The organism is Streptomyces sp. NPDC015220 (genome assembly GCF_043079345.1).
Lineage (GTDB): Bacteria > Actinomycetota > Actinomycetes > Streptomycetales > Streptomycetaceae > Streptomyces.
Genome location: NZ_JBIBUK010000002.1, coordinates 375,799 through 398,217 on the forward strand (window position 1 = coordinate 375,799; position 22,419 = coordinate 398,217).

The window sequence follows — 22,419 nt, forward strand, 5'->3', positions numbered from 1 at the left end:
ACTGCCGTCCGTCACTGCCGTCCGGCATGGCCGTCCGGCACGACCGACCCGTCCCGGCCCCTCTTCACGGCCGACGCTCACCCCGGCACCGCGAGTTCGAACCAGACCGTCTTGCCGCCCCCGTCCGGCCTCGTGCCCCAGCGGCGGGAGGAGGAGGCGACCAGTTGCAGGCCCCGGCCGCTCTCGTCCCCGGGGCGGGCGGGGCGTTCGCGAGGCGGGTCCGGCAGCGGGTCGGAGACCTCGACCAGCAGCACGTGCGGCAGCCCGGCGGGCCGCACGAGCCGGAGCCCGATGGGGCCGGTGGCGTGCCGCAGCGAGTTGGTGACCAGTTCGCTCACCAGGAGGGCGGCGGTGTCGCCGACGCTGTCCAGCTCCCAGGCGCGCAACTGGCCGCGGACAGCGGCACGCGCCGTGCGCACCGCGCCGGGATCGGCGGGAAAGGTCCACTCGGCGCAGTCGTCTTCGGTGTCGATCACGCCGATCACTTCCCAGGCCGAAAAGCCCGCCACGTCAGATTTCTCGGGTTCAGTGGGGACATACCCGATATGTGGAGCGCAGTACCGCGATCCGGCGGCCCGTACCACCGCCGACCGGTCCGCCGTACCGGAACGGCGCACGCACGCCTCCCGCGCGGACCCGGCCGCGTAGCGGCGCCGCGCCCCGGTGTCACGCGCCCGGGGACGCGGGCCGCCGGGTCTCGGCGAGGTGGGGAAGGACGGACCGTACCGCGGGGACGTCCTGGTCGAGCCAGGGGACGGTCCAGATCTCGGCCGGCGTCAGCCAGCGCAGTTCGTCGTGGTCCTGGAGCGGCTTCGGGGCGGCGGACCCGGGGCGCAGGCGCGCGGTCCACACCCGCAGTTCGTACGGCGGCCGCAGCGGCCAGGAGCCCGGGACCCGCTCGGCGACCTCGGCCTCGACGCCCAGTTCCTCACGCAGCTCACGGACGAGGGCGTCCTCGGGCCGCTCACCGGGCTCCACCTTTCCGCCGGGCAGTTCCCAGCGGCCGGCCAGCTCCGGGGGCGCGCTGCGGCGCGCGGCGAGCAGGCGGCCGTCGTCGAGCAGGGCGGCACCCACCACCACGGTCCGTTCGGTCATGCGCCGGAGCCTACGGGAGCACGTCGCGAGTCGGCGAAACGACGGAGACCCAACGGGCAACGGCGACCCCGCGCGGGCCCGCCGCACGTCGGCGAACGCGGCGGAAGCCCGCGGCATTCGCGCTGGAAGTCCACGGTGCCGCGACGGAAGTCCGCGGCGAACGCGGTACCTCGGGGCCGTCCAGGGCCCGGCGAGGCCGGCCGGCCGGGATCCGGCGACGCCGGCCGGGCCCGCCGGTGTGCGACGACGCCGTTCGGCCCCGGTGCCGGCCGGCGGTCAGCCGTCGCCGGCCGCGCCGCCGCCGTTCTGTCCGACGCGTTCGACCCAGTAGAGCTGCTTGTGGCCACGGTGGTCGAGGCTGTCCGCGATCTTCTGGGCCTCGGCACGGGTGGCGTATCTGCCCACGCGGTAGCGATTGCCGTTGTCGTCCTGCCGGACGACGAGCCAGGGAAGAGTGATCGTGCCGTCGTTCATCCCGCCCCACTGCTCCTTCCCGCCCCTGCGCGCCTGTGCGCGCCAGCGCTCGCGACCGGCGTCCGCCCCCTCTGTCGCGCCCCGTACGCCGAGGAAACCGCAGTTCGCATATGCCCGAGCCTACGCCCAACCTTCACGCAGCGAATACGACTTTTCACAAAGAGGTAGGCAACCGGCCAGCTGACAGGGGGCGCACGCAGGTGAACGCGCCGCCTCTGGCGTGGGTGCGCGCTCCCGGGGGCGTATCACGGGGAGCGAGGGCGACCTGCGAGAACGGCCGGAATCCAGCGTCCCGCGGCGGCAGCCGGCCGCGAGCGCGAGGGGCGGCCGGCGCCAGGGGCGCGCGCCACCGCGTGGACCGTGGCACAGACCGCCGGGTGAACCGCCGCGACGACCGGCCGCGCGCCCCGCCGTCACGACGGTCGCCTGCCCCGTCGCCCGCCCGACGGCGGCCGTCGCCCCGGCTACTTCACGGGCAGGTGGTACGCGACCCGGTAGCGGTCGGCGGGGATCACCAGGTCGGCCGTCTCCACGGGCCGGCCGGAGGCGTAGAAGGTGCGCTGGACGACCAGTACGACATGGCCGGGGACGCCGCCCAGGGTGTGCAGTTCCTCGGCGAGGCCGGGGCGGGCGCCGACCTCCTCGGTGACGTTGTCGACCACGACGTCGATGGCGCGCATGCGCTCGACGACGCCCATGCCGCCCAGCGGCCCCTCCTCGGGGAGCATGACGGGCGTGCGCCCGGTGAGCGCGAGCGGCTCCCAGGAGGTGGAGAGCATCATCGCCTCGCCGGAGTCCCGGTAGACGTACTTGGTGCACATCACGCGGTCGCCGGGCTTGATGCCGAGCCGCTCGGCGATGGCGCCGCTCGCGGCGGTCTGCGCGCTGCGCGACTCCCAGGTGCCGCGCGCCTCCCCGGTGGCCTGCTCCTGCCGGAACGGAGTGGCCCCGCCGGCCGGCCGGAAGCCGGAACGGGCGACCCGGCGCGGCACGGGCCGCTCGCGTACATACGTCCCCGAACCGGAACGGCCCTCGACCAGGCCCTCGGCCATCAGCACCTTGCGCGCCTCCAGGGCGACGGTGTCCGAGACGCCGTACTCCTCGCGGATCCTGGCCTGGGAGGGCAGCCGGGTGTGCGGTGGCAGCAGGCCGTCGACGATCTTCTTGCGGAGGTCACCCGCGACACGCAGATACGCCGGCTGCTCACCGAAAGTCACTGGCCACTCCCATCAGGTTTTACAGACAGCAACAGCCTGGCAACCGTAGGTTGTAACTTGCAAGCAAAGGCCAGAGAATCACTCGATGTGATGACGTCCGCCGGCGAAGGGCTTCACCCAGGCAGTTTCTCCCGCTATGGCGGCCGTCACACCTCCCCGGCACCGCCGCCACCCGCCGCACCGCGGTCGGCGACCGCTGCCACCGGCGGCCGGCGGAGCGGCAGCCGGGCCCAGAGCCTCGCGTGCCGTGACAGGCGGCGACCGGATGGGCCGGCCCCGGCCCGATCGGCCCGGCGACAGCCTCCACCAGCGGTTCGGGTACAGCGACCGACGGGGGCGGGACGCGGGCGGGCGAAGGCGCGGTGCGGGCGGGCGACGGGGACACCGACGGGTCCGCGCTCCGCGCCGGCGGGCGGACCTCCCGGGCCGTCGACGGACTGACGGCGCGCTGGGCGCGGACCGCGGCGGACGGTCTCGCCGCCGGCCGGGTCACCGACCCCACCGCGTACCCCGGGACGCACCCCCCGGGCTTAACCTGCGGTCATGACACCTCTGCCGGACCGCTACTGCCCCACCGACGGCGTCCGCGTCCCCGGCGCCTCCCTCGCCTGGTGCTGCCCGTCCTGCCACGGCCCCCTGGACCTCGACTTCGCGCCCACCCCGGCGCCCCTGAAGTCCCTGACCGGACGCGTCAACTCCCTGTGGCGGTACGCCGAGACACTGCCGCTGCCGGCGCCCTCGGTGTCGCTCGGCGAGGGCCGCACCCCGCTCGTGGCGCTGACCGACGAGGTCTCGGCCAAGCTCGACTACCTGATGCCGACGCTGTCGTTCAAGGACCGGGGCGCGGTCATGCTGGCCGAACTCGCGCTGCGCGCCGGACCGCGCCGGGTGGTCGCGGACAGCAGCGGCAACGCGGGCACCGCGACGGCGGCGTACTGCGCCCGCGCGCGGCTGCCCTGCACCGTGTACGTGCCGCTGGGCACGTCCGCGAAGAAGCTGGAGCAGATCGAGGCGCACGGGGCGCGGGTGGAGGTGGTCGACGGGGGCCGTGAGGCGGCGGGAGCCGCGGCCCGGCGGGCGGCGGACGAGCCGGACACCTTCTACGCCTCGCACGTCTACAACCCGTACTTCCTGCACGGCACCAAGACCTACGTCCATGAACTGTGGGAGGACCTCGGCGGTCGCCTGCCCGACATCCTGGTCCTGCCGGTGGGCAACGGAACCCTGCTGCTCGGCGCGGCGCTGGCGGTCGCCGAACTGTACGCGGCCGGGCTGCTGGACCGCCGTCCGGCGCTGTGGGCGGTGCAGGCGGCGGCGGTGGCGCCGCTGGCCCACGCCTTCGCCCAGGGCGCCGAGGAACTCACCGGGACCACCGCCATCGCCCCGACCCGGGCCGAGGGCATCGCTATCCCCCGCCCGCCCCGCGCCCGTCAGATCCTGCGCGCGGTACGCGCGTCGGGCGGCACCTTCCTGACCGCCACCGAGGACCAGATCCGCCACGCCCAGCTGGACCTCGCCTCGCGCGGCCTCTTCGTCGAGTCGACGGGCGTGGTCTGCTGGGCGGCCGTGCGCGAGGGCCTGCCGGCCGGCAAGTCGGCGGTGGTGCCGCTGTGCGGGGCGGGCCTGAAGTCGGGACTCGCCCGGCCCTAGAGGGCCTGTCTGCGGATTCCCTAGTGCCCCGCGCCGGTCCTCAGGCGACGAAGGCGGTGGCGCGGGTGTGCTTCTCCCGGGCGGTGACGTCGCCGCGGACCTGGTCGGGACGGCCGAGGACCGCGGTGACCGCGTCGTCGCCGAGCGGGGGGGCCGCAGCGGGGGTCCGGCGAGCCGGGAGCCGCCGGGACGAGCGCCGCCGCCCTCGCCGGGGCGCCGGTCCGGGTGCCGTCGCCGCCGACGATCCCGCGCGGGTCTCGTCCACCTCGGCGTACCCGCCGCCCCCGGCCCGGCCCGCGCCGAAGAGTGAGGTGCGCAAGGCCTCCGGCTCGCCGTCCCGGTCCCGCGCCGCACCGGCCGCCGCTCACCCCCGCCGGTCCCGCCCCGCTCCCGCCCTTCGCGGGGGGCGGGGCGCCTCGGCCGTCCGGCGGCGTTGTCAGTGGCCGTCGTTACTGTGACCGGCAACTGATCAATTGCTGATCGGAACGATCGCCCGACCATGGGTCGGTGGAGGAGGGGCTGTGCGGCGCTGGGAGTTCACGGGGGACGGTTCGGCGAAGTTCTGGGAGGCCGAGGCGGAACAGAGCAGCGTCACCGTGCGCTACGGCAAGGTCGGCTCGGCGGGCCGGACGCAGCTGAAGACCCTGGACTCGGCCGAGGCCGCGCGGCGGCACCTGGCGAAGGTGATCGCGGAGAAGGAACGCAAGGGGTACCGGGAGGTCACGGCCGCCGACACCGGGGCCACCGACGCTCCCGCCGCGACCGGCGTCGCGGCGGGAGCGGCCGCGGCGGGCGCCGGGCCCGGGGGCGGGCCGGTGACCTTCCCCGACGAGGACACCTTCGAGATCCCGGCCGCGTGGCGGCGGATGGTGTACCCGAGGCGGGGCGGTTTCACGCCGAGCGTCGGCGAACCGCGCGAGGAGGCCGAGTCGTTGACGGCCGGCCGGCTCGCGGAGGAGGCGGACTGGCTCGAGGAGGTGCTGTCCGCCCCGAAGAGCGACCCGCACATCGTGCGGGCCGTCCGGGCGCACCTGAGCGGCAGCCCCGATCCGCTGGGGGCGGCCGCGGTGGCCGCGGTGACCATGCACTACCGGCTTCCCGAGGGCGTCTTCGTGGACGCCTGGGTCCGCTCCTTCGGCCTGGCCTTCGCCGCCCGGGCGGTGGTGGAGTTCTTCGACGTCCAGGCCAACTGGGCGCAGTACGGGAGCAGGCGGCAGGACCCCTGGCTCGGCTTCCGCCCCGAGAAGGAGTCCACCGACGGTCACTGGAGCCGGCCGCGGTTCGCCGACCGGCTGCGCTCCCTGCTGGCCGTGGCGGACGAGGACGCGTACCGGGAGGCCGTCGCCGCCCTGGCCGGCTGCCGGGACGGCGAGCGGCGCCGCATCGTCGTGTCCTACCTGGTGCCCAGCGAGCGCGACTGGGTCGCCGAGTGCTGCGCGGGCCCGCTGAGCGGCGACGCGACGCTCCGGGCCATGCTGCTGTGCTCGCTCGGCTCGCCGGCGCAGCTGGCCCACTTCGAGGACGGATTCGACCTCGGCTGGAACGGCTGCTCGATGCGGCTGGTCGCCACGCTCGCCGAGGGCACCGGCAAGGCCTTCGCGCCGGTGCTCCAGGAGGTGCTCGACAAGGGCTACGGCTCCGACTGGACCAGGACGTACGCGGGCGCCCTGCTGCAACTGCCGACGGACGACGCCTTCCGGATCCTGCTCGCCCGCGCCGAGGACAAGCACGTCCGCCCGAGCCTGCTGGAGGCGATGCGCCGCTACCCGGTCCGGGCGCTGCGCCTGCTGGCCGCGGCCGCGGCCGGCTCCGCCAGGACCGCCTCGACGGCCCGGCAGCTGCTGACGACACACGTGCACGCGCACCGGGAACTGACGGCGGCCGCGCTGCCCGGCCTGCCCGCCGAGGCCGCCGAGCTCGTCGACCCGCTGCTCACCCGCAGCGACCGGGTGGCGGACGCGCCCGTGACGGCGCTGCCCGAACTGCTGGTGAGCCCGCCGTGGACCCGGCGGCGTACGGCCCGAAAGGAGCGCGTGGCGGCCGAGGCGCCCACGGCCCCGCCGGCACGGGTGGTCTGGCAGCCCGGTGAGCGGGACGCCTGGGCGGCCACCGAGTCATCGCTCGCCCGGTGGCGCCGCGACCACGACTGGGCCGAGGAGACCGAGACACTGCGCCGGGGCGGGCAGTTGAAGGACGTCCGGCACGCCCATCTGTTCGTCGTCGGCGCGCCGGACGTGGTCCGTCCGCTGCTGGCGGACTGCGCGCCCGAGGACTACTGGGGCGGGGAGGAGGCGCTCAAGCCGGTGGCGGCCAGGTTCGAGGTGGACGCCCAACCGCTGCTGCTGCGCGCCGCCGCCCGGCACCCCGCCACCCTGGGCCCGCTGCTCCTGCCGTACCTGGACGTCACGGTCGCCGGTCAGGTGTGCGACTGGCTGGCGCGGCTGAAGTCGGCCGACGCCACGGCCCGCGCCTGGCTGTCCCGGCACGCCCTGGCCGCCGTGCCCGTCCTCGTCCCGCACGCGGTGGGCCGGGCCGGCACGGCACGGCGCGGCGCCGAGCAGGCGCTGCGGCTGCTGGCCGCCGCGCACGGCGCCGAGGAGGTGCTGCGGGCCGCCGCCGGGTGCGGGACGGAGGCCGGCGAGATCGTCGGGGAGCTGCTGTCCGTCGACCCGCTGGAGAGCGCTCTGCCGGCCCGCATGCCCGCCGTCGGCGCCTGGGCCGACCCGGCGCTGCTGCCGCAGATCCTGCTCTTCGGGGGCGGCGCCCTGCCCGCCGACGCGGTGCGCCACGCCCTCACCATGCTGGCCCTGAGCAAGCCGGGCGAGGTCTATCCCGGTGTGCGGGTGCTGACCGCGCACTGCACCGCCGAGTCACTGGCCGCCTTCGCCTGGGGCGTGTTCGAGCAGTGGCGGCTGATCGGCATGCCCGCCAAGGAGAGCTGGGCGCTGCGCGCCCTCGGTCTGCTCGGCGACGACGGGACGGTACGCCGGCTCACCCCCGTGCTGCGGGCCTGGCCCGGCGAGGGCGCCCACCACCGGGCCGTGGAGGGCCTGGACGTCCTCGCCGCGATCGGCACCGACGTGGCCCTGATGCATCTGCACGGCATAGCCCAGCGGGTGCCGTTCAAGGCGCTCAAGGCCCGCGCCCAGGAAAAGATCGCCGAGGTCGCCGAGGGGCTGGGGCTCACCGGCGAGCAGCTGGGCGACCGCCTGGTGCCCGACTTCGGCCTCGACTCGGACGGCAGCACGGTCATCGACTACGGCGCCCGGCGCTTCACCGTCGGTTTCGACGAGCAGCTGCGCCCCTACGTCCGGGACGCCGACGGCAAGCGGCGCAAGGCGCTGCCCGCGCCGGGCGCCAAGGACGACCCCGAGCTGGCGCCGGCCGAGCGCAAGCGGTTCGCGACGCTGAAGAAGGACGTCCGCACGGTCGCCGCCGACCAGGTGCGGCGGCTGGAGGCGGCGATGGTGGCTCAGCGCGTCTGGACGGCCGACGAGTTCCGGGAGCTGTTCGTGTCCCATCCGCTGCTGTGGCACCTGGTCCGCCGTCTGGTGTGGCTCGGCCGGACCGACGGCGGCGACGGGAGCGGCGGCACGGGCGGCACGGTGACGGCCTTCCGGGTGGCGGAGGACCGTACGTTCGCCGACGTCGATGACAACGAGTTCGCCCTCCCCGAGGGCGCGAGCGTCCGCCTGGCCCACCCGCTCGACCTGTCCGCCGAAGAACTCCGCGCCTGGTCGGAGCTGTTCGCCGACTACGAGATCCTGCAGCCCTTCCCTCAGCTGGGCCGCCCGGTGCACGCCTTCACCGAGGAGGAGGCGGCGAGCCACCGGCTCACCCGGTTCGAGGGCGTCACCGTGCCGGTCGGCAGGCTGCTCGGCCTCACCAAGCGGGGCTGGGCGCGGGGCGTGCCCCAGGACGCCGGCGTGGAGCGCTGGTTCCACCGGCCCCTGGGCCGCGACCGCCACCTGGTGATCGCCCTGGACGAGGGGATCGCCGTCGGCGTGCCGGACATGTTCCCCGACCAGACCTTCGAGACGGTCTGGCTCGACACCGAGCCCGGTGACTACTGGCCGCGGCGCCGGTTCCCGCTGCGTTTCGGCGACCTGGACCCGGTCGTCGCCTCCGAACTGCTCGCCGACCTCACCGAGGTGACCGCCAAGTGACCGCGCCCGCCGCTCACCCGGCCACGCCCGAACCGCTCCAGCGACCGCCCGCCGAGGTCCGCCACGCCGACGAGCTCGCCGCCCTGCGCGCGGCGGACGACGATCCCCGTCCGCCGGGCTGGCAGCTCAGCCTGCGCGCGGCCCGCCGTTTCATCGTCGGTGACGAACGGGCCGGGATCAGCCGCAAGTTCGTCGGCAACGTCTCCCTGGTGGAGCGGGCCCTGGTGACCCTGGCCACCAACCGCGGCCTGATGCTGGTGGGGGAACCGGGCACCGCCAAGTCGCTGCTGTCCGAGCTGATCGCGGCGGCCGTCAGCGGCGGCTCCGCGCTCACCGTGCAGGGCGGTGCGGCCACCACCGAGGACCAGATCAAGTACTCCTGGAACTACGCGCTGCTGGTCTCCGAGGGGCCGTCCGCGCGTTCGCTGGTGCCCGCGCCCATGCTGCGCGGGATGGCCGAGGGGCGGATCGTGCGCTTCGAGGAGATCACCCGCTGTCCGCTGGAGGTGCAGGACTGCCTGCTGTCGTTGCTGTCCGAGCGGGTCATCGCCGTCCCCGAGCTGCCCGGGGAACAGGGCATGGTCTTCGCCCGCCAGGGTTTCAACGTGATCGCCACCGCCAACACCCGGGACCGGGGCGTCAACGAGATGAGTTCCGCCCTCAAGCGGCGCTTCAACTTCGAGACGGTCTTCCCGATCGCCGACTTCGACACCGAACTGGCCCTGGTCGAGGCGGAGGCGACGGCGCTGCTGCGCCGGTCCGGGGTGGAGCCGCCGCCGCGCCGGGACGTGCTGGAGGTCCTGGTCGGCACCTTCCGCGAGCTGCGCGGCGCCGCGGCCGGTGCGCAGGGCGAGCGGCTGTCGGCGGTGATGAGCACCGCCGAGGCCGTGTCCGTGGCGCACGCGGCCGGGCTGCGCGGCTGGTTCCTGCGCGGGGAACCGGGCGACGCCGCCGACGTGGTGGCCTGTCTGCCGGGCACCGCCGCCAAGGACAGCCCGGAGGACCTGGCCCGGCTGCGCCGCTACCTGGAGCAGCGGGCGCCACGCCACTCGGGCCCGCAGTGGCAGGCCCTGCACGACGCCCGCCACCTCCTCGCCGACTGATGCCGGCCACGACCGCCGGGCCGACGGGGCCCACCGGGTCTCCGGGAGCCGTCGCCCCGGCCGGGTCGCCCGGGGCCGCCGCCCCCGCGGGAGCGGCCGGGTCTCCGGGAGCCGTCGCGTCCACGGCAACCACCGGGTCTGCCGTCCTCATCGGCGTGCGGCACCACTCGCCCGCCTGCGCGCGTCTCGTCGCCCGTGCGATCGAGGCGCTGCGGCCCGCGTACGTGCTGGTGGAGGGGCCGGCCGACATGAACGCGCGGCTGGACGAGCTGCTGCTGGGGCACCGGCTGCCGATCGCCGTGTTCAGCCACTACCGGGACGACACCCGGGTGGCCTCCTCCTGGGCGCCGCTGTGCGAGTACTCGCCGGAGTGGGTCGCCCTGCGGGAAGGCCACGCCGCCGGCGCCGAGGTGCGGTTCATCGACCTGCCGGCCTGGCACCCGGCCTTCGCGGAGCGCTCGGACCGGTACGCCAACCGGTACGCCGACGCCGAGGCGCGCTACGCGGAGGCGACCGGGCGGCTGTGCGCGCACTACGGCGTCGACACGGTGGACGCGCTCTGGGACCAGTTGTTCGAGGTCGCCGGGGCGGCGGACCCCGACGACGGACTGCGGGCCCGCCTCGACGCCTACTTCGAACTGGTACGCGGGAATGCCGAGGCGGATCCGGGCGACCGGGCCCGCGAGGAGTACATGGCCTCCTGGGTGCGGGCCGCGGTGGCCCAGGCCGGCGGACGGCCCGTGCTGGTGGTGACCGGCGGCTTCCACCAGCCGGCGCTGCGCGCCCTGGCGTCGCGGGACGGTCCGGCGGACTGGCCCGCGGTGCCCGAACCGGCCGGGGACGCGCTCGGCGGGAGCTTCCTGGTGCCCTACTCCTTCCGCCAGTTGGACGCCTTCGCCGGTTACCAGTCCGGCATGCCCTCCCCCGGCTACTACCAGCGGCTGTGGGAGTCCGGTCCGGCGGCCGCGGCGCGGGGACTGCTGCGCTCGGTCGCCGAACGGCTGAGGGCCCGCCGTGTCCCGGTGTCCACGGCCGACCTGATCGCCGCCCACGGCCTGGCCCAGGGCCTGGCCCGGCTGCGCGGCCATCCGCACGAGACCCGGGTGGACGTGCTGGACGGTCTGGCCGGCGCCCTGATCGCCGACGACCTGGAGCAGCCGCTGCCGTGGACCACCGGGGGCGCGCTCGGGGCGGGCGCCCATCCCGTGGTGGTGGAGATGGTCGCCGCCTGCACCGGCGAGGCCGAGGGCCGGCTGCACCCGGACACCCCGTTGCCCCCGCTGGTGCACCACGTGACGGCGGAACTCGCCCGGCTCGGCCTCGCCGACACCGGCGGACCGGTCGCCCTCGATCTCACCGACCCCGCGGACCGCTCCCGCAGCCGGATCCTGCACCGCCTGCGGGTACTGGGCGTACCCGGCCTCACCCGTCTCACGGGCCCGGCCCACGGCGTCGACCCGGTGTTCACCGAACGGTGGGAGACCCAGCCGGCGGATGGCCGCGAGGCCGCGCTGATCGAGGCGGGGGCCTACGGAGCACGGCTGGACGAGGCGGCCGCGGCGGTGCTCGCCGAGCGGGTGCGCGCGGCGGGCACGGACGTCGCACCGCTGGCGCGACTGCTGTTCGACACGGTGCTGTGCGGGGCCGGGCCGCTCTGCGTGGACCTGCTGGGCACGCTCGCCGCCCGGGTCGGCCAGGTCGGTGAGCTGGGTCCGCTGGGCGAGATCCTGGCGGCGGCGCTCGGTCTGTGGCGGCACGACCGGGTGTTCGGCGTGGCCGGCGACCGGCTGCTGGGCAGTGTGGTGGGAGGCGCCACCGACCGGGTGTTCTGGCTGGCGGAGGGCCTGCACGGCGGCCGCGGGGTGGATCTGGCACGGCTGCGCGCGCTGGCCGCCGCGCGGGACGCGCTGCTGCACGCTCCGGAGCTGCCGTCGGTCGGCAGGCGGGCCGCCGCGGAGGCAGCGGCCCGCATCGGACGCGATCACCGCGCCCCCGCCGACCTGCGCGGCGCCGCGTTCGGCCTGCGGCACGCCCTCGGCGCTCCGGACGACCCCGCCGCCCAGGTGCGGGCCCTGGCCCCGGCCGCCGGGGAACTCGGCGACTGGCTCACCGGCCTGTTCGCGCTGGCCCGGGAGGAGATCGTACGGGGCGCCGGGACGGCCGGGGAGTCCCTCGTCGACGTGGTGGACGACATCGTCTCCGCGATGACCGGGAGCGACTTCCTCACCGGGCTGCCCGCGCTGCGGCAGGCCTTCGCCTTCTTCCCGCCCCTGGAGCGCGAACGCATCGCCGGACGGCTGCTGGAGCGACGCGGTCTGCGCGGCTCGGCGCGCTCCCTGCTGCGCACGACCGCCGACCCGCTGCTGCTGGCGCGCGCCAGAGCCCTGGAGGACGACGTGACCCGCCTGCTCGACCGGCACGATCTGAGGACGGCACGATGAATCCGCGCACGCCCGACCCGGCACGCGAACCGGTGCCGGCGCCGGTGCCGCCGCCACCGTCGCCGTCGCCGGGGACAGGACCGGCACAGCCACCGGCACCGGCCGCCGGTGCCCCGGCCCCCGCCCCGGACCCCGACCCCGGCCTGGAGCGCTGGCGCCTGATCCTGGGCGCCGCCGCCGAACGCCACACCGGCCCGCTGCACGGCGAGGCCGCGGCCCGGGACGCCGCGCTGGACTGGCTCTACGGCCGCGACGAGGACCTGCGCCGCCGCGGCGTGCGCCGTGGACCGTCCGCCACCCGCGAAGGCGGTAGCGGCCCCTCACAGCTCACCGCCGTCGACTGGCTCGACGACATCCACCGGCTGTTCCCCAAGGAGACCGTGGAACGGCTGGAGCGCGACGCCGTGGAGCAGTACGAGATCCACGAGATCGTCACCGACCCGGACGTCCTCGCCCGGGTCGAACCCAGCCAGACCCTGCTGCGCGCCGTCCTGCGCACCAAGCACCTGATGAACCCCCAGGTGCTGGCGGCGGCCCGGCGGATCGTCGAGACGGTCGTGCGGCAGCTGATGGAGCGGCTGCGGCCCGAGGTCCGGCGGGCGTTCACCGGCTCGCGCTCCCGCCGCCCCAGCCGGCTGCCCCTGGCCCGCGACTTCGACTTCAGGGGCACCATCCGGGCGAACCTCGCCCACTACCAGCCGCGGGAGCGCCGCCTCCTCATCCGCGAGCCGCGGTTCCACTCGCGCACCCGGCGCCACCTGGAACAGTGGCAGCTCGTCCTCCTGGTCGACCAGTCGGGATCCATGGCCGGGTCGGTGATCCACTCCGCGGTCACGGCCGCCTGTCTGTGGAGCCTGCCGGGCCTGAGAACCCATCTGGTCGCCTTCGACACCCAGGTGGTCGACCTGACCGGCGAGGTGACCGATCCGGTGGAGGTGCTGATGAAGGTGCAGCTCGGCGGCGGTACCGACATCGCCCGTGCCGTCGACTACGGCGCCGCGCTGGTCGACAACCCGCGGCGGGCCGTCGTCGCCGTCGTCTCCGACTTCTACGAGGGCGGCGACTCCTACCGTCTGGTGCGCACCGTGCGCGGGCTGGTCGAACAGGGCAGCACCGTGCTCTGTCTGGCCGCGCTGGACGAGGAGGCCGAGCCCGACTACGACCGGGACCTCGCCGGACGGCTCGCGCGGGTCGGCGCGCACGTGGGCGCGATGACGCCGGGCCGGCTCGCGGAGTTCGTCGCCGAGAAGGTGGGCCGGGGAGGGCAGGGCCGATGACGCGTGCCGACCTGCGGGCGCTGACGCCGGAGATCCTGGCCGCACTGGCCAACCGCGGCCTCGTCAAACGTGCCGAGAAGGACCTGGCGGCGGGCTCCGGCGCGGTGGTGACCACGACCGGCGACGGCACCGTGCGCGGAGTCTTCCCGGACGGCGTCGAGACCACCCTGCCCCCGGGCACCGGCCTGGCGGAGGCCGACTGCAGCTGCGGCGCGGCGGGGATGTGCCGCCACCGTGTCGGGCTGGCGCTGGCGTACCAGCGCACCGCCCCGGACGCGTCCGCGGCCCCGGCCGCGCCCGCCGCTCCGGAGACACCGGCGGCCCGGAACCCACACGGCGCCGTGAACCCGCCCGCCGCCCCGCTGATCCCCGCCGCCGGAACCGCGAAGGACGCCCGGAGCACAGAGGACGCCCGGAGCACGGAGGGTGCCCGGAGCGCAGAGGACGCCCGGAGCACGGAGGACACGCGGGACACCGGAGGCGGACGGGACACCCCGGACGGACGGAGCGCGGCAGCGACCACCCCCGGGACCGGCGCCGCGAGGACCGCGGACGCCCCGGGGCCCGTCTCGGCAGGAGACGCCCCGGAGACCGCCTCGGCCGGTGCCGCGCCGGCCTTCGAGGACTGGTCGCCGGGCGAGTTCGACGACGAGGCGCTGGCCGCGGAGCTGGGCCGCCCGGCCCTGGCCGCCGCGCGACGGGCCCGGGCCCGCGGGTACACGGCCCGGCTGCACCGCCCGAGCACCGCCGACCCGGTACCCCGCGTGGAACTGCCCACCTGCACCGTCCGCTTCCCCGTCCCGCACGAGCTGGGCTACGCCCTCACCGACGCGGCGGCCGCTTTGCGCGGCGAGGTCGTGGCCCTGGCGGTCTGGGCGTTCCGGGCGGGAGACGCCGGGGAGACGACACGGGTGACCGTCGGCGCAGGCCCCGGCCCCGGCCCCGGCGAAGACGGGGGCAGGGCCCTGCGCGACGCCGTCGCCCTCGCCGACGAACTCCTGCTGGACGGCGTACGGCACACCGGCCCGGTGTTCGCCGGATCGTTGCGCCGTGCCCGCGAGGCGCTGGGCGCCGCCTCCCAGCACTGGCCCGCCGGGGCGGTGGCCGAGCTGGCGGAGCAGCTCGACGCCTACGCCGCTCGCGGCGCCCGTTACGCGCCGGTGCGCCTGGCCGCCCTGCTCGCCGAGCTGCACGCCCGGCACCGTGCCGCCGGCCGGGACCCGGCCGGTGTGCTGGGCACCAGGGAGGCGCCGGTGACCCCGCTGCGCCGGGTACGACTGGTCGCGCTCGGCTGCCGGATCGGCGGCACCGCCCGGGACCGCACCGCAGAGGTCTACTTCGCGCACGCCGCCGCCGGGACCGCCCTGGTGCTGCGCAAGAGGTGGGAGTCGGCGGACGGGCGGTCCCCCACCGGGCACGAGCTGTCCGCGCGCCGGCTGCTCGGCTCCCCGCTGCTCGCGCTGGCCACGGCGAACGTCGTCAGCGAGCACACCTCGCGCGCCGCCGACCGGACGGTCGCCATCTCCCGGGGCCGGATCGCCGCCACCAGCGTCACCCCGGTCGGTTCGGCGTGGACGGAGCTGCCCGGCACCCTGCTGCTGCGGGACGTCGCCGGTCACCTGCGCGCGCTCGACGAACGGCCGCCGCGGCTGATCCGCCCCCGGGTGGCGGCGGAGTCCGTGCGGGTGGTCGCGGTGGAGGCGGTGGAGTCGGTCGGCTACGACCCCGCCGCGCAGCGCCTGGAGGCGGTCCTGCGCGACCCGGCGGGCAACGAGGTCGTGGTCGCCGCCGAGTACAACCCGCTGTGTCCCGGCGGCCTGGACGCGCTCGCCGCCGCGCTCGCGCATCCGCGGGTCAGCTGCGTGAGCGGCATGCTGTCCCGGGCCGGCGGCCGGCCCCTGCTGGACCCGCTGGCGGTGCTGACCGGCACGGGCGTGGTCGTTCCCGACCTGGCGGCCGGGAACGGCGACGGTGCGCTCGGCACGGCCCCGCCGCGCCCGGCCGACCCGGTCACGGCGGCCCTGGAGGATGGGCTCGCGGCCCTGGCCGACGCGGCCCACCACGGTCTGCGCCGGGCGGCCGGACCCGCCCGTGCCCGCCTCGCCGACAGCGCGGCCCGCCTGCGGCGCACCGGTCTGCACGCCGCGTCCCGGCTGCTGGGCGAAGTGGGCGCGGCGCTCGACGGGCCGGACCCGGCCGCGGCGGGGCCGGTCTGGGTGGACGCGCACATCCGCCTGTCCGTGAGCCTGGAACTGCACCAGGAGGGCCCCGCCGACCCGGCCGGGACCCTCCTGTCCGACACCTCCTGACGGTGTCCTGACGGATCAGAACTCGTCGGCGCCGTTGCGCAGCTCCTCCGTCCAGTAACCGGTCTTGGCGACCGCCTCGTCGACCGCGAGGCCGCCGGCCGGGGCGTGGACGACGACGCTGCCCTCGGCCGGGCCGTCGGCGGCGAAGAGGTTCACGTTGAACTCGGTGACGACCTTGTTGTCCTCGTGCGCGCCGCCGCCTGCGATCCGGACGTTGGCGTACGCCGGGGCGCCGGCCGCCAGGACGACCGGGGTCTGCGGCGCGCTCTTGGCGACGGCCGGGACGTCCTTGGCGGTCTGAATGGGGCCGAAGGCGATCAGCGGGTACCGCAGCAGGGTGCACGAGTGGCCGGAGACGTTCCGGGCGGTCAGCACGACGTGCTCGGTGGGCGTCTCGTCCGCCTTCTGCACCGTGATCCGCACATCGCCGCTGGCGCAGGCGGGGGCGTTCGCGGCGGACTTGCCGGAGCCCGTCGAGCCGCCGGCGGCCTTGCCGCTGCCGCCGCCGGTCGTGGTGCCGCCCTTCTCGGACGCGCTCTGGGCGGCGTTGCCCTTGGCCGTGCCGGTCGTCCCGGACGTGGCGGAGACGTCGCCCGGCGTGTTCGCGACGGTCGCCGCCGCCGGAGCCGCGCCCTCGTCCTTGGCACCGTCCCCGTCGCCGCCGCACGCGGTCAGGCCCAGCGAGAGGGCGGCGACGGCGGCGACGGCCAGGACGGTGTTCTTGCGGTGGTGACGCATGGTGGTACTCCCCCGTAGCGGTGTGAAGCGGTGGTGGTCGGCAGCGGTCCCCCGGTGCCTGACTCAGCTTCCGGTTCCGCGCTGCCGTTCCGCTTACGTCCCGCTAACGCCCCACCACCAGCCGGGACAGCAGCTCCGCCGCCCGCTCCGAACCTTCCGTGAAACCGGCCGCGTCGGCTGCCCGGGTGGCCCGTTCGAACTGGTCCGCGGCCTCGGTGACCCGGCCGAGGCCGGCCAGCGCCTCGCCGCGGGCGATCTGCAACTGCGCCCGGCCAACGGTGGCGTGCGGCGCGACCAGTTCGGTCGCGCGCTGGAGGTGGGTGAGCGCCGCCGCGTACTCCCCGTTGTTCAGGCAGTGCCTGGCCAGGTGCTGGAGGGTCAGCACCTGGGTGTCGGGATGGTCGGTCAGCCCGGCGAGCGACACCGCCCGGGACATCAGCTCCCCGGCCCGCCCGGTCTGCCCCACGGCGTCCAGTACGGCGCCGAGGTTGACGTAGGCGATCGCCTCGCTGATCGCGTCGCCCGCGCGGGCCGCCAGCTCGGGCGCCTGTTCCAGGTGGACCAGGGCCTCGGTGCTGCGGCCCTCCTCGTGCAGGATCCAGCCGAGCAGCGCCCGGGTCCGGGACTGCGCGTCCAGGTCGCCCACGCGTACGGCCGAGTCCAGTCCGGCCTCGAGGAGCGGGGTCCAGCCGTCGCCGACCCGCCACAGCATCAGCGGCCACTGCACCAGCGCGAGCCGCCAGGCCCGGTCGTGCAGGCCGAGGGCCGCGGCCGCGGCGACCGCGCCCTCCAGCGCGGAGCGCTCCGCCTCGTACCAGGCCAGCGCGGCGGCCCGGTCCTCGAACTCCCTGGTCGTCGCGGGCCGCCGGGCGTCGGCGGGCAGCGCGTAGCAGGGCTGGGAGCCCGGTTCGGCCGCCGCGTCGGCCGCGAGTCCCGTGTACAGGTAGTGGTCCAGGAGGCGGCGCAGGCCCTCGGGGTCCGCCTGCGGGGCGAGGTGGCGGGCGTACAGGCGGACCAGGTCGTGCGGTGTCCAGCGGCCGGGCACGGACTCGGTGAGCAGATGGGCGGCGGCCAGCCGGTCCAGGTCGGCGGAGGCCTGTCCCGGGGTGGTGCCGGCGAGCGCGCTCGCCGCGAACCGGTCCAGGTCGGAGCCGGTGTGCAGGCCGAGGGCGCGGAACATCCGGGCGGCGGGCTCGGGCAGTTGCTGCACGGTGAGGTGGAGGGCGGCGGAGACACCGGTGTCCTCGACGTTGAGCAGCGCCAGCCTGCCCTGTTCGTCGGCGAGTTCGTGGACCATCGCGTCGAGTGTCCACTGCGGGCGCTCGGCGAGCCGGGCGGCGGTCACCCGCAGGGCGAGCGGCAGTCCGTCGCACAGTCCGGCGAGCCGTTCGGCCGCCTCGGGTTCGGCCGCGACGCGCTCCTTGCCCAGAACGCTGGCGAGCAGCTCCGCCGAACCGGTCACGGGGAGGTGCCCGAGGGGCACCGGCCGGGCGGCGTCGGTGGCGACGAGCCCGCCGAGCCGGTCCCGGCTGGTGACCAGCGTGGCGCAGTGGTCGCCGCCGGGCAGCAGGGGCCGGACCTGTTCGGAGGAACGGGCGTTGTCGAGGACGACGAGCAGCCGGCGGCCCTGCGTGAGGGTGCGGAACAGCGCGCCCCGCGCGGCCGCGGTCTCCGGGATCCGCTGCGCCGGGACGCCCAGCGCGAGCAGGAACTCCCGCAGCACGGACCCGGTGTCCGGCGCCGGGGTGTCGCTGAAGCCCCGCAGGTCGGCGAAGAGGCGGCCGTCGGGGAAGTCGGCGCGCCGCTGGTACGCCCAGTGCAGGGCGAAGGCGGTCTTGCCGACCCCGGCGGGTCCGGTGATGAGGCAGACGGGCGCCTCCCCGTCGGCGACGGCCCCGCTGAGCGCGGTCAGTTCGGCCTCCCGTCCGGTGAAGCCGCGTGGCGGCCGGGGCAGCAGCTCGGGGACGGGGGACTCGGCGGGCGGCGCCGGCCGGGCGGGCGCGGGAGCGGGTTCGGAGGACCTGAGCAGCGTGGCGTACGCCTCGGTGAGCACGTCACCGGGATCGACGCCGAGTTCGTCGGCGAGCAGCCGCTGCGTGCGGTGGTACCAGTTGATGGCGTCCGACTGCCGCCCCGAACGGCCCAGCGCCAGCATCAACGCGGCGGCCAGGGACTCGCGCAGCGGGTGCGCGACGGCTTCGGTGCGCAGCACGGCCGCGGCCCGGGCGTGCTCGCCGAGCTCCCCGTACGCCTCGGCCAGCGCCTCCACGGAGGCCAGCCGCAGATCCTCCAGGGTGCCGGCCGCCGCCTCCAGCGGTCCGCTGCGCACGGTCCCGGTGAGCGCGGGCCCCTGCCAGCAGGCCAGCGCCTCGCGCAGCATCCGCACGGTGTCGGCGGGGCTGCGCTGCACCCGGGCGAGCCCGACGAGTTCCTCGAAGCGGTGCGCGTCCACCAGGGACTCGGGCAGTTGCAGCTCGTAAGCGGTTCCGTGGGTGACGAGTTCGATGCCGTAGTCCGGCGCACCGTGCCCGGCGAGCAGGGCGCGCAGCCGCGAGACGTGTCCCTGCACGACCGTCTTGAAGTGGACGGGCGGCTCGTCCTCCCACAGCGCCTCGGTCAACCGGTCCACGCTGACCGGGGTGTTGGGCCGCAGCAGCAGCATGGCCAGCAGGCTGGAGCGCTTGGCGGGCCCCAGTGTCACGTCCCCGTTCTCCGTGACGACGGCGACGGATCCGAGCAGCCGGAACTCCACCTCGTACCTCCCCCGATCAGCCTCGCAGTCAGGCACAGAGAATACGCGGAGTGACCAGGTCACCGTCGCGGACCGGGCGGCTCCTGGCCGAAGCGCGACTGCCGTCGGCGGGCCCCTGGCGCGCGTGGCGCCCGCCGGCATCTTCCGGGGCGCCTTGAAGCGGCTTGTGCCTTTCGAGATGAGCCTGGATCTCGACAAGGTCACCCCGCGAAGGAGCGGGCAGGAGTCGGCACCGCGTCCGTGCGGGAACGCGGAAGGGATCCGGCTCGCCAGAGCCCGACCCCTTCCGGCCTGCGCGTATGACTTTTTTGCTAGCGCATGGGTGGTCCTGCGGTCACACGTTGAACCTGAACTCCACCACGTCACCGTCCTGCATGACGTAGTCCTTGCCCTCCATGCGGGCCTTGCCCTTGGCGCGGGCCTCGGCGACCGAGCCGGTCGCGACCAGGTCGTCGAAGGAGATGACCTCGGCCTTGATGAAGCCCTTCTGGAAGTCGGTGTGGATCACGCCGGCGGCCTCGGGGGCGGTGGCGCCCTTCTTGATGGTCCAGGCGCGGGACTCCTTGGGGCCGGCCGTCAGGTAGGTCTGCAGGCCCAGGGTGGCGAAGCCGACGCGGGCGAGGGTGGCCAGGCCCGGCTCCTCGGCGCCCACCGATTCCAGGAGCTCCATGGCGTCCTCCTCGTCCAGCTCGGCGAGGTCCGCCTCCAGCTTGGCGTTGAGGAAGATCGCCTCCGCGGGGGCGACCAGGGCGCGCTGCTCGTTCTTGAAGTCCTCGTCGACCAGTTCGTCCTCGTCGACGTTGAAGACGTAGAGGAACGGCTTGGTGGTGAGCAGGTGCAGGTCGTGCAGCAGCTCGTTGCGCTCGGTGCCCTGGACGATGCCGTGCGCGAAGAGCGTGTCGCCCTTCTCCAGGATCTCCTTGGCCTCCTCGACGGCCTTGACCTTCGGGCCCACGTCCTTCTTGATCCGCGACTCCTTCTGGAGCCGGGGCAGGACCTTCTCGATCGTCTGGAGGTCGGCGAGGATCAGCTCGGTGTTGATCGTCTCGATGTCGTCCTTCGGCGAGACCTTGCCGTCGACGTGCACGACGTTCTCGTCCTTGAAGGCGCGGATGACCTGGCAGATGGCGTCCGACTCGCGGATGTTCGCCAGGAACTTGTTGCCCAGGCCCTCACCCTCGCTGGCGCCGCGCACGATGCCCGCGATGTCGACGAAGTCGACGGTGGCCGGCAGGATCCGCTCCGACTTGAAGATCGAGGCGAGCTTGGCGAGACGACCGTCCGGGACGCCGACGACCCCGACGTTCGGCTCGATCGTGGCGAACGGGTAGTTGGCCGCGAGCACGTCGTTCTTGGTCAGGGCGTTGAACAGGGTCGACTTGCCGACGTTCGGCAGACCGACGATTCCGATCGTGAGCGACACGTTGCGACTTCCCGTACGTGAGGAGACTGGTGGCCAGGCGGCCGATCCACCAGTCTACGGCGTGCGGCGCCGCACCCCGGCGACGGTTCGAACACTTGGCCAAGCTGCGCCCCGCGGCGTGTCAAACGGCCTATTCAACACATAAACAGACCTAGGTTGGTCCTGTGGAGCCACACAGGACGCGACCTCAGCAGCACGGACCGCGACGCGGCAGGCCGCCGGTGCCTCCTCGGGGGACGGAGCCGGAAGTCCGGGGGCGCCCGCCCGCCCCCCGGAGAAGCGGGGGCGGACCCGGGCGGCGGCGCCCGGCGGGCGCGGCGCGGCCACCGGGCGCCGCCGTGCCGGCCGGTGTCATACGACGGCTGCGGGAGCTGCCCAATCCGCGGCTGACCGGGCTCGGGGGCGGGCTGTTCTGCGGTGCGGTGCTGTTCGTGCTGGGCTGCCTGGACGCCCTGCTGCTCGGCGGCTCGCAGACCCTCTACGGCGTGCTGTTCCTGCTGGTGTGCGCGCTGACCGCGGTGTGGGTACGCGAGGGCGACCTGCTGACCGCGCCCGTGGTGGCGCCCATCGGTTTCGCCGTGGGGGTGCTGCCCCTGGCGGAGGGCGACGGGAGCCTCCTCGGGACGCTGACGGGCCTGGTGACCGCCCTCGCCACCCAGGCGCTGTGGCTGTACGGCGGGACGCTGGTCGCGGGAGCGACGGCGCTGGTGCGGCGCGCCGGCCGGCCGCCCGCCCGCCCGGCGGTACGGAACCGCCCGCCGGGCTGAGGCGACGGGCGGTTCCGCCTCCCGGCCGAGCGGTCACGCCTGGGCGCTCTGCGCCGCCCGCATCGCCGCGCCCACGATTCCCGCGTTGTTCTCCAGCTGGGCGGGGACGATCTCCGCCCTGACCCCCTCGATGAGGGGCAGGAACTTGTGGGCCTTGCGGCTGACGCCGCCGCCGATGACGAACAGCTCCGGCGAGAAGAGCATCTCGACGTGCACCAGGTACTTCTGGACGCGGCGGGCCCACTGCTCCCAGGACAGGTCGCGATCGTCCTTGACCTTGCTGGAGGCCCGCTTCTCCGCCTCGTGGCCGTCCAGCTCCAGGTGGCCCAGCTCGGTGTTGGGGACGAGCACGCCGTCGGTGAAGACCGCGCTGCCGATGCCGGTGCCGAAGGTCAGCAGGATCACCGTGCCCCGGCGGTCCCGGCCGGCGCCGAAGTGCATCTCGGCGACGCCCGCCGCGTCCGCGTCGTTCACCACGGTCACCGGCAGACCGCCCAGCCGCTCGCCGAACAGGGCGCGCGCGTCGGTGTCGATCCAGCTCTTGTCGACATTGGCCGCGGTACGGACCGTGGCGCCGTCGGTGACCACGCCCGGGAAGGTCAGCCCCACCGGTCCCGTCCAGCCGAAGTGGTCGACGACCTGCTTGACGCCGTCGGCCACGCCGTCGGGCGTCGCCGGGTGCGGGGTGAGCACCTTGCACCGCTCCTCGGCCAGGTCGCCCCGGTCCAAATCCACGGGCGCGCCCTTGATCCCCGACCCGCCGATGTCCACACCGAAGATCTGCATGGCACCACGTTACGACGTGCGACTGACGGCCATGTGCCGGACCGGGAGCACCGGCTCCTCGCCGGGACGCCGTTCCGGACGGGGACCGCGTTCCGGGTGAGGACGGCGTCCCTGACGGGGCCGGCGGCGGTCACGCCCCGGCCCGGGGCGGGACGGGAACGGCCACGACTGCGGCCCCGTCGCGGCTGCGGCGGTGACGCCTCGCTCGGGACCGGGACGGC

General features: G+C 75.4%; 16 protein-coding genes. 7 read left to right on the top strand and 9 right to left on the bottom strand.

Features of this window, described 5'->3' with window-relative positions:
• Positions 1–77: 77 nt before the first annotated feature.
• From ACF061_RS06550 to ACF061_RS06565, 4 genes are all read right to left on the bottom strand, one after another.
• Positions 78–485 (bottom strand): ATP-binding protein, encoded by a 408-nt coding sequence (locus tag ACF061_RS06550; protein ID WP_392266165.1) that lies wholly within the window; start codon positions 483–485, stop codon positions 78–80.
• Between the two features lie 181 nt (positions 486–666).
• Complete coding sequence (locus tag ACF061_RS06555; protein ID WP_392265688.1) at positions 667–1,095, bottom strand: (deoxy)nucleoside triphosphate pyrophosphohydrolase; 429 nt, start codon at positions 1,093–1,095, stop codon at positions 667–669.
• A gap of 276 nt (positions 1,096–1,371) precedes the next feature.
• Complete coding sequence (locus tag ACF061_RS06560) at positions 1,372–1,569, bottom strand: SPOR domain-containing protein (RefSeq protein ID WP_392265689.1); 198 nt, start codon at positions 1,567–1,569, stop codon at positions 1,372–1,374.
• A 464-nt stretch (positions 1,570–2,033) separates the two neighbouring features.
• A complete protein-coding gene (locus tag ACF061_RS06565) occupies positions 2,034–2,786 on the bottom strand; it encodes a GntR family transcriptional regulator (protein ID WP_392265690.1) in 753 nt (250 codons plus the stop codon).
• A gap of 543 nt (positions 2,787–3,329) precedes the next feature.
• Here ACF061_RS06565 and ACF061_RS06570 point away from each other — a divergent pair.
• Complete coding sequence (locus tag ACF061_RS06570) at positions 3,330–4,436, top strand: pyridoxal-phosphate dependent enzyme (protein WP_392265691.1); 1,107 nt, start codon at positions 3,330–3,332, stop codon at positions 4,434–4,436.
• A 40-nt stretch (positions 4,437–4,476) separates the two neighbouring features.
• On the opposite strand, the gene ACF061_RS06575 is transcribed toward ACF061_RS06570, so the two are convergent.
• Entirely contained in the window at positions 4,477–4,755 is a 279-nt protein-coding gene (locus tag ACF061_RS06575) for a hypothetical protein (protein ID WP_392265692.1), read from the bottom strand.
• Positions 4,756–4,957: 202 nt separating this feature from the next.
• Here ACF061_RS06575 and ACF061_RS06580 point away from each other — a divergent pair, with 202 nt between their 5' ends.
• The 5 genes from ACF061_RS06580 (at position 4,958) to ACF061_RS06600 (ending at position 15,732) form a co-directional block, all read left to right on the top strand.
• Positions 4,958–8,602 carry a DUF4132 domain-containing protein gene (locus ACF061_RS06580; RefSeq protein ID WP_392265693.1) on the top strand — a complete coding sequence of 1,215 codons (3,645 nt, stop codon included), beginning with the start codon at positions 4,958–4,960 and terminating at the stop codon, positions 8,600–8,602.
• Positions 8,599–9,705 (top strand): AAA family ATPase, encoded by a 1,107-nt coding sequence (locus tag ACF061_RS06585; protein WP_392265694.1) that lies wholly within the window; start codon positions 8,599–8,601, stop codon positions 9,703–9,705. The genes ACF061_RS06580 and ACF061_RS06585 overlap by 4 nt, the downstream gene beginning before the upstream one ends.
• A gap of 155 nt (positions 9,706–9,860) precedes the next feature.
• Positions 9,861–12,146, top strand: a complete 2,286-nt coding sequence (locus ACF061_RS06590) for a DUF5682 family protein (protein ID WP_392265695.1) — start codon at positions 9,861–9,863, stop codon at positions 12,144–12,146.
• Positions 12,143–13,423, top strand: a complete 1,281-nt coding sequence (locus ACF061_RS06595; protein WP_392265696.1) for a VWA domain-containing protein — start codon at positions 12,143–12,145, stop codon at positions 13,421–13,423. Before ACF061_RS06590 ends, ACF061_RS06595 begins: the two co-directional genes overlap by 4 nt.
• A complete protein-coding gene (locus ACF061_RS06600) occupies positions 13,420–15,732 on the top strand; it encodes a hypothetical protein (RefSeq protein ID WP_392265697.1) in 2,313 nt (770 codons plus the stop codon). The genes ACF061_RS06595 and ACF061_RS06600 overlap by 4 nt, the downstream gene beginning before the upstream one ends.
• Positions 15,733–15,747: 15 nt before the next feature.
• On the opposite strand, the gene ACF061_RS06605 is transcribed toward ACF061_RS06600, so the two are convergent.
• The 3 genes from ACF061_RS06605 to ychF all read right to left on the bottom strand — a co-directional run bounded on the left by ACF061_RS06605 (position 15,748) and on the right by ychF (position 20,645).
• The gene (locus ACF061_RS06605; protein ID WP_392265698.1) at positions 15,748–16,470 is read right to left on the bottom strand and encodes a DUF4232 domain-containing protein; all 723 of its coding nucleotides are present in this window, start codon (positions 16,468–16,470) and stop codon (positions 15,748–15,750) included.
• A gap of 103 nt (positions 16,471–16,573) precedes the next feature.
• Entirely contained in the window at positions 16,574–19,222 is a 2,649-nt protein-coding gene (locus ACF061_RS06610) for a BTAD domain-containing putative transcriptional regulator (protein WP_392265699.1), read from the bottom strand.
• A 334-nt stretch (positions 19,223–19,556) separates the two neighbouring features.
• Complete coding sequence (ychF, locus tag ACF061_RS06615) at positions 19,557–20,645, bottom strand: redox-regulated ATPase YchF (protein WP_392265700.1); 1,089 nt, start codon at positions 20,643–20,645, stop codon at positions 19,557–19,559.
• Positions 20,646–20,983: 338 nt separating this feature from the next.
• On the opposite strand from ychF, the gene ACF061_RS06620 reads away from it, so the two are divergent.
• Positions 20,984–21,412 carry a DUF6542 domain-containing protein gene (locus tag ACF061_RS06620; RefSeq protein WP_392265701.1) on the top strand — a complete coding sequence of 143 codons (429 nt, stop codon included), beginning with the start codon at positions 20,984–20,986 and terminating at the stop codon, positions 21,410–21,412.
• Between the two features lie 33 nt (positions 21,413–21,445).
• Here ACF061_RS06620 and ppgK read toward each other — a convergent pair whose 3' ends face one another.
• Complete coding sequence (gene ppgK, locus ACF061_RS06625) at positions 21,446–22,198, bottom strand: polyphosphate--glucose phosphotransferase (RefSeq protein ID WP_392265702.1); 753 nt, start codon at positions 22,196–22,198, stop codon at positions 21,446–21,448.
• Between the last annotated feature and the right edge of the window lie 221 nt (positions 22,199–22,419).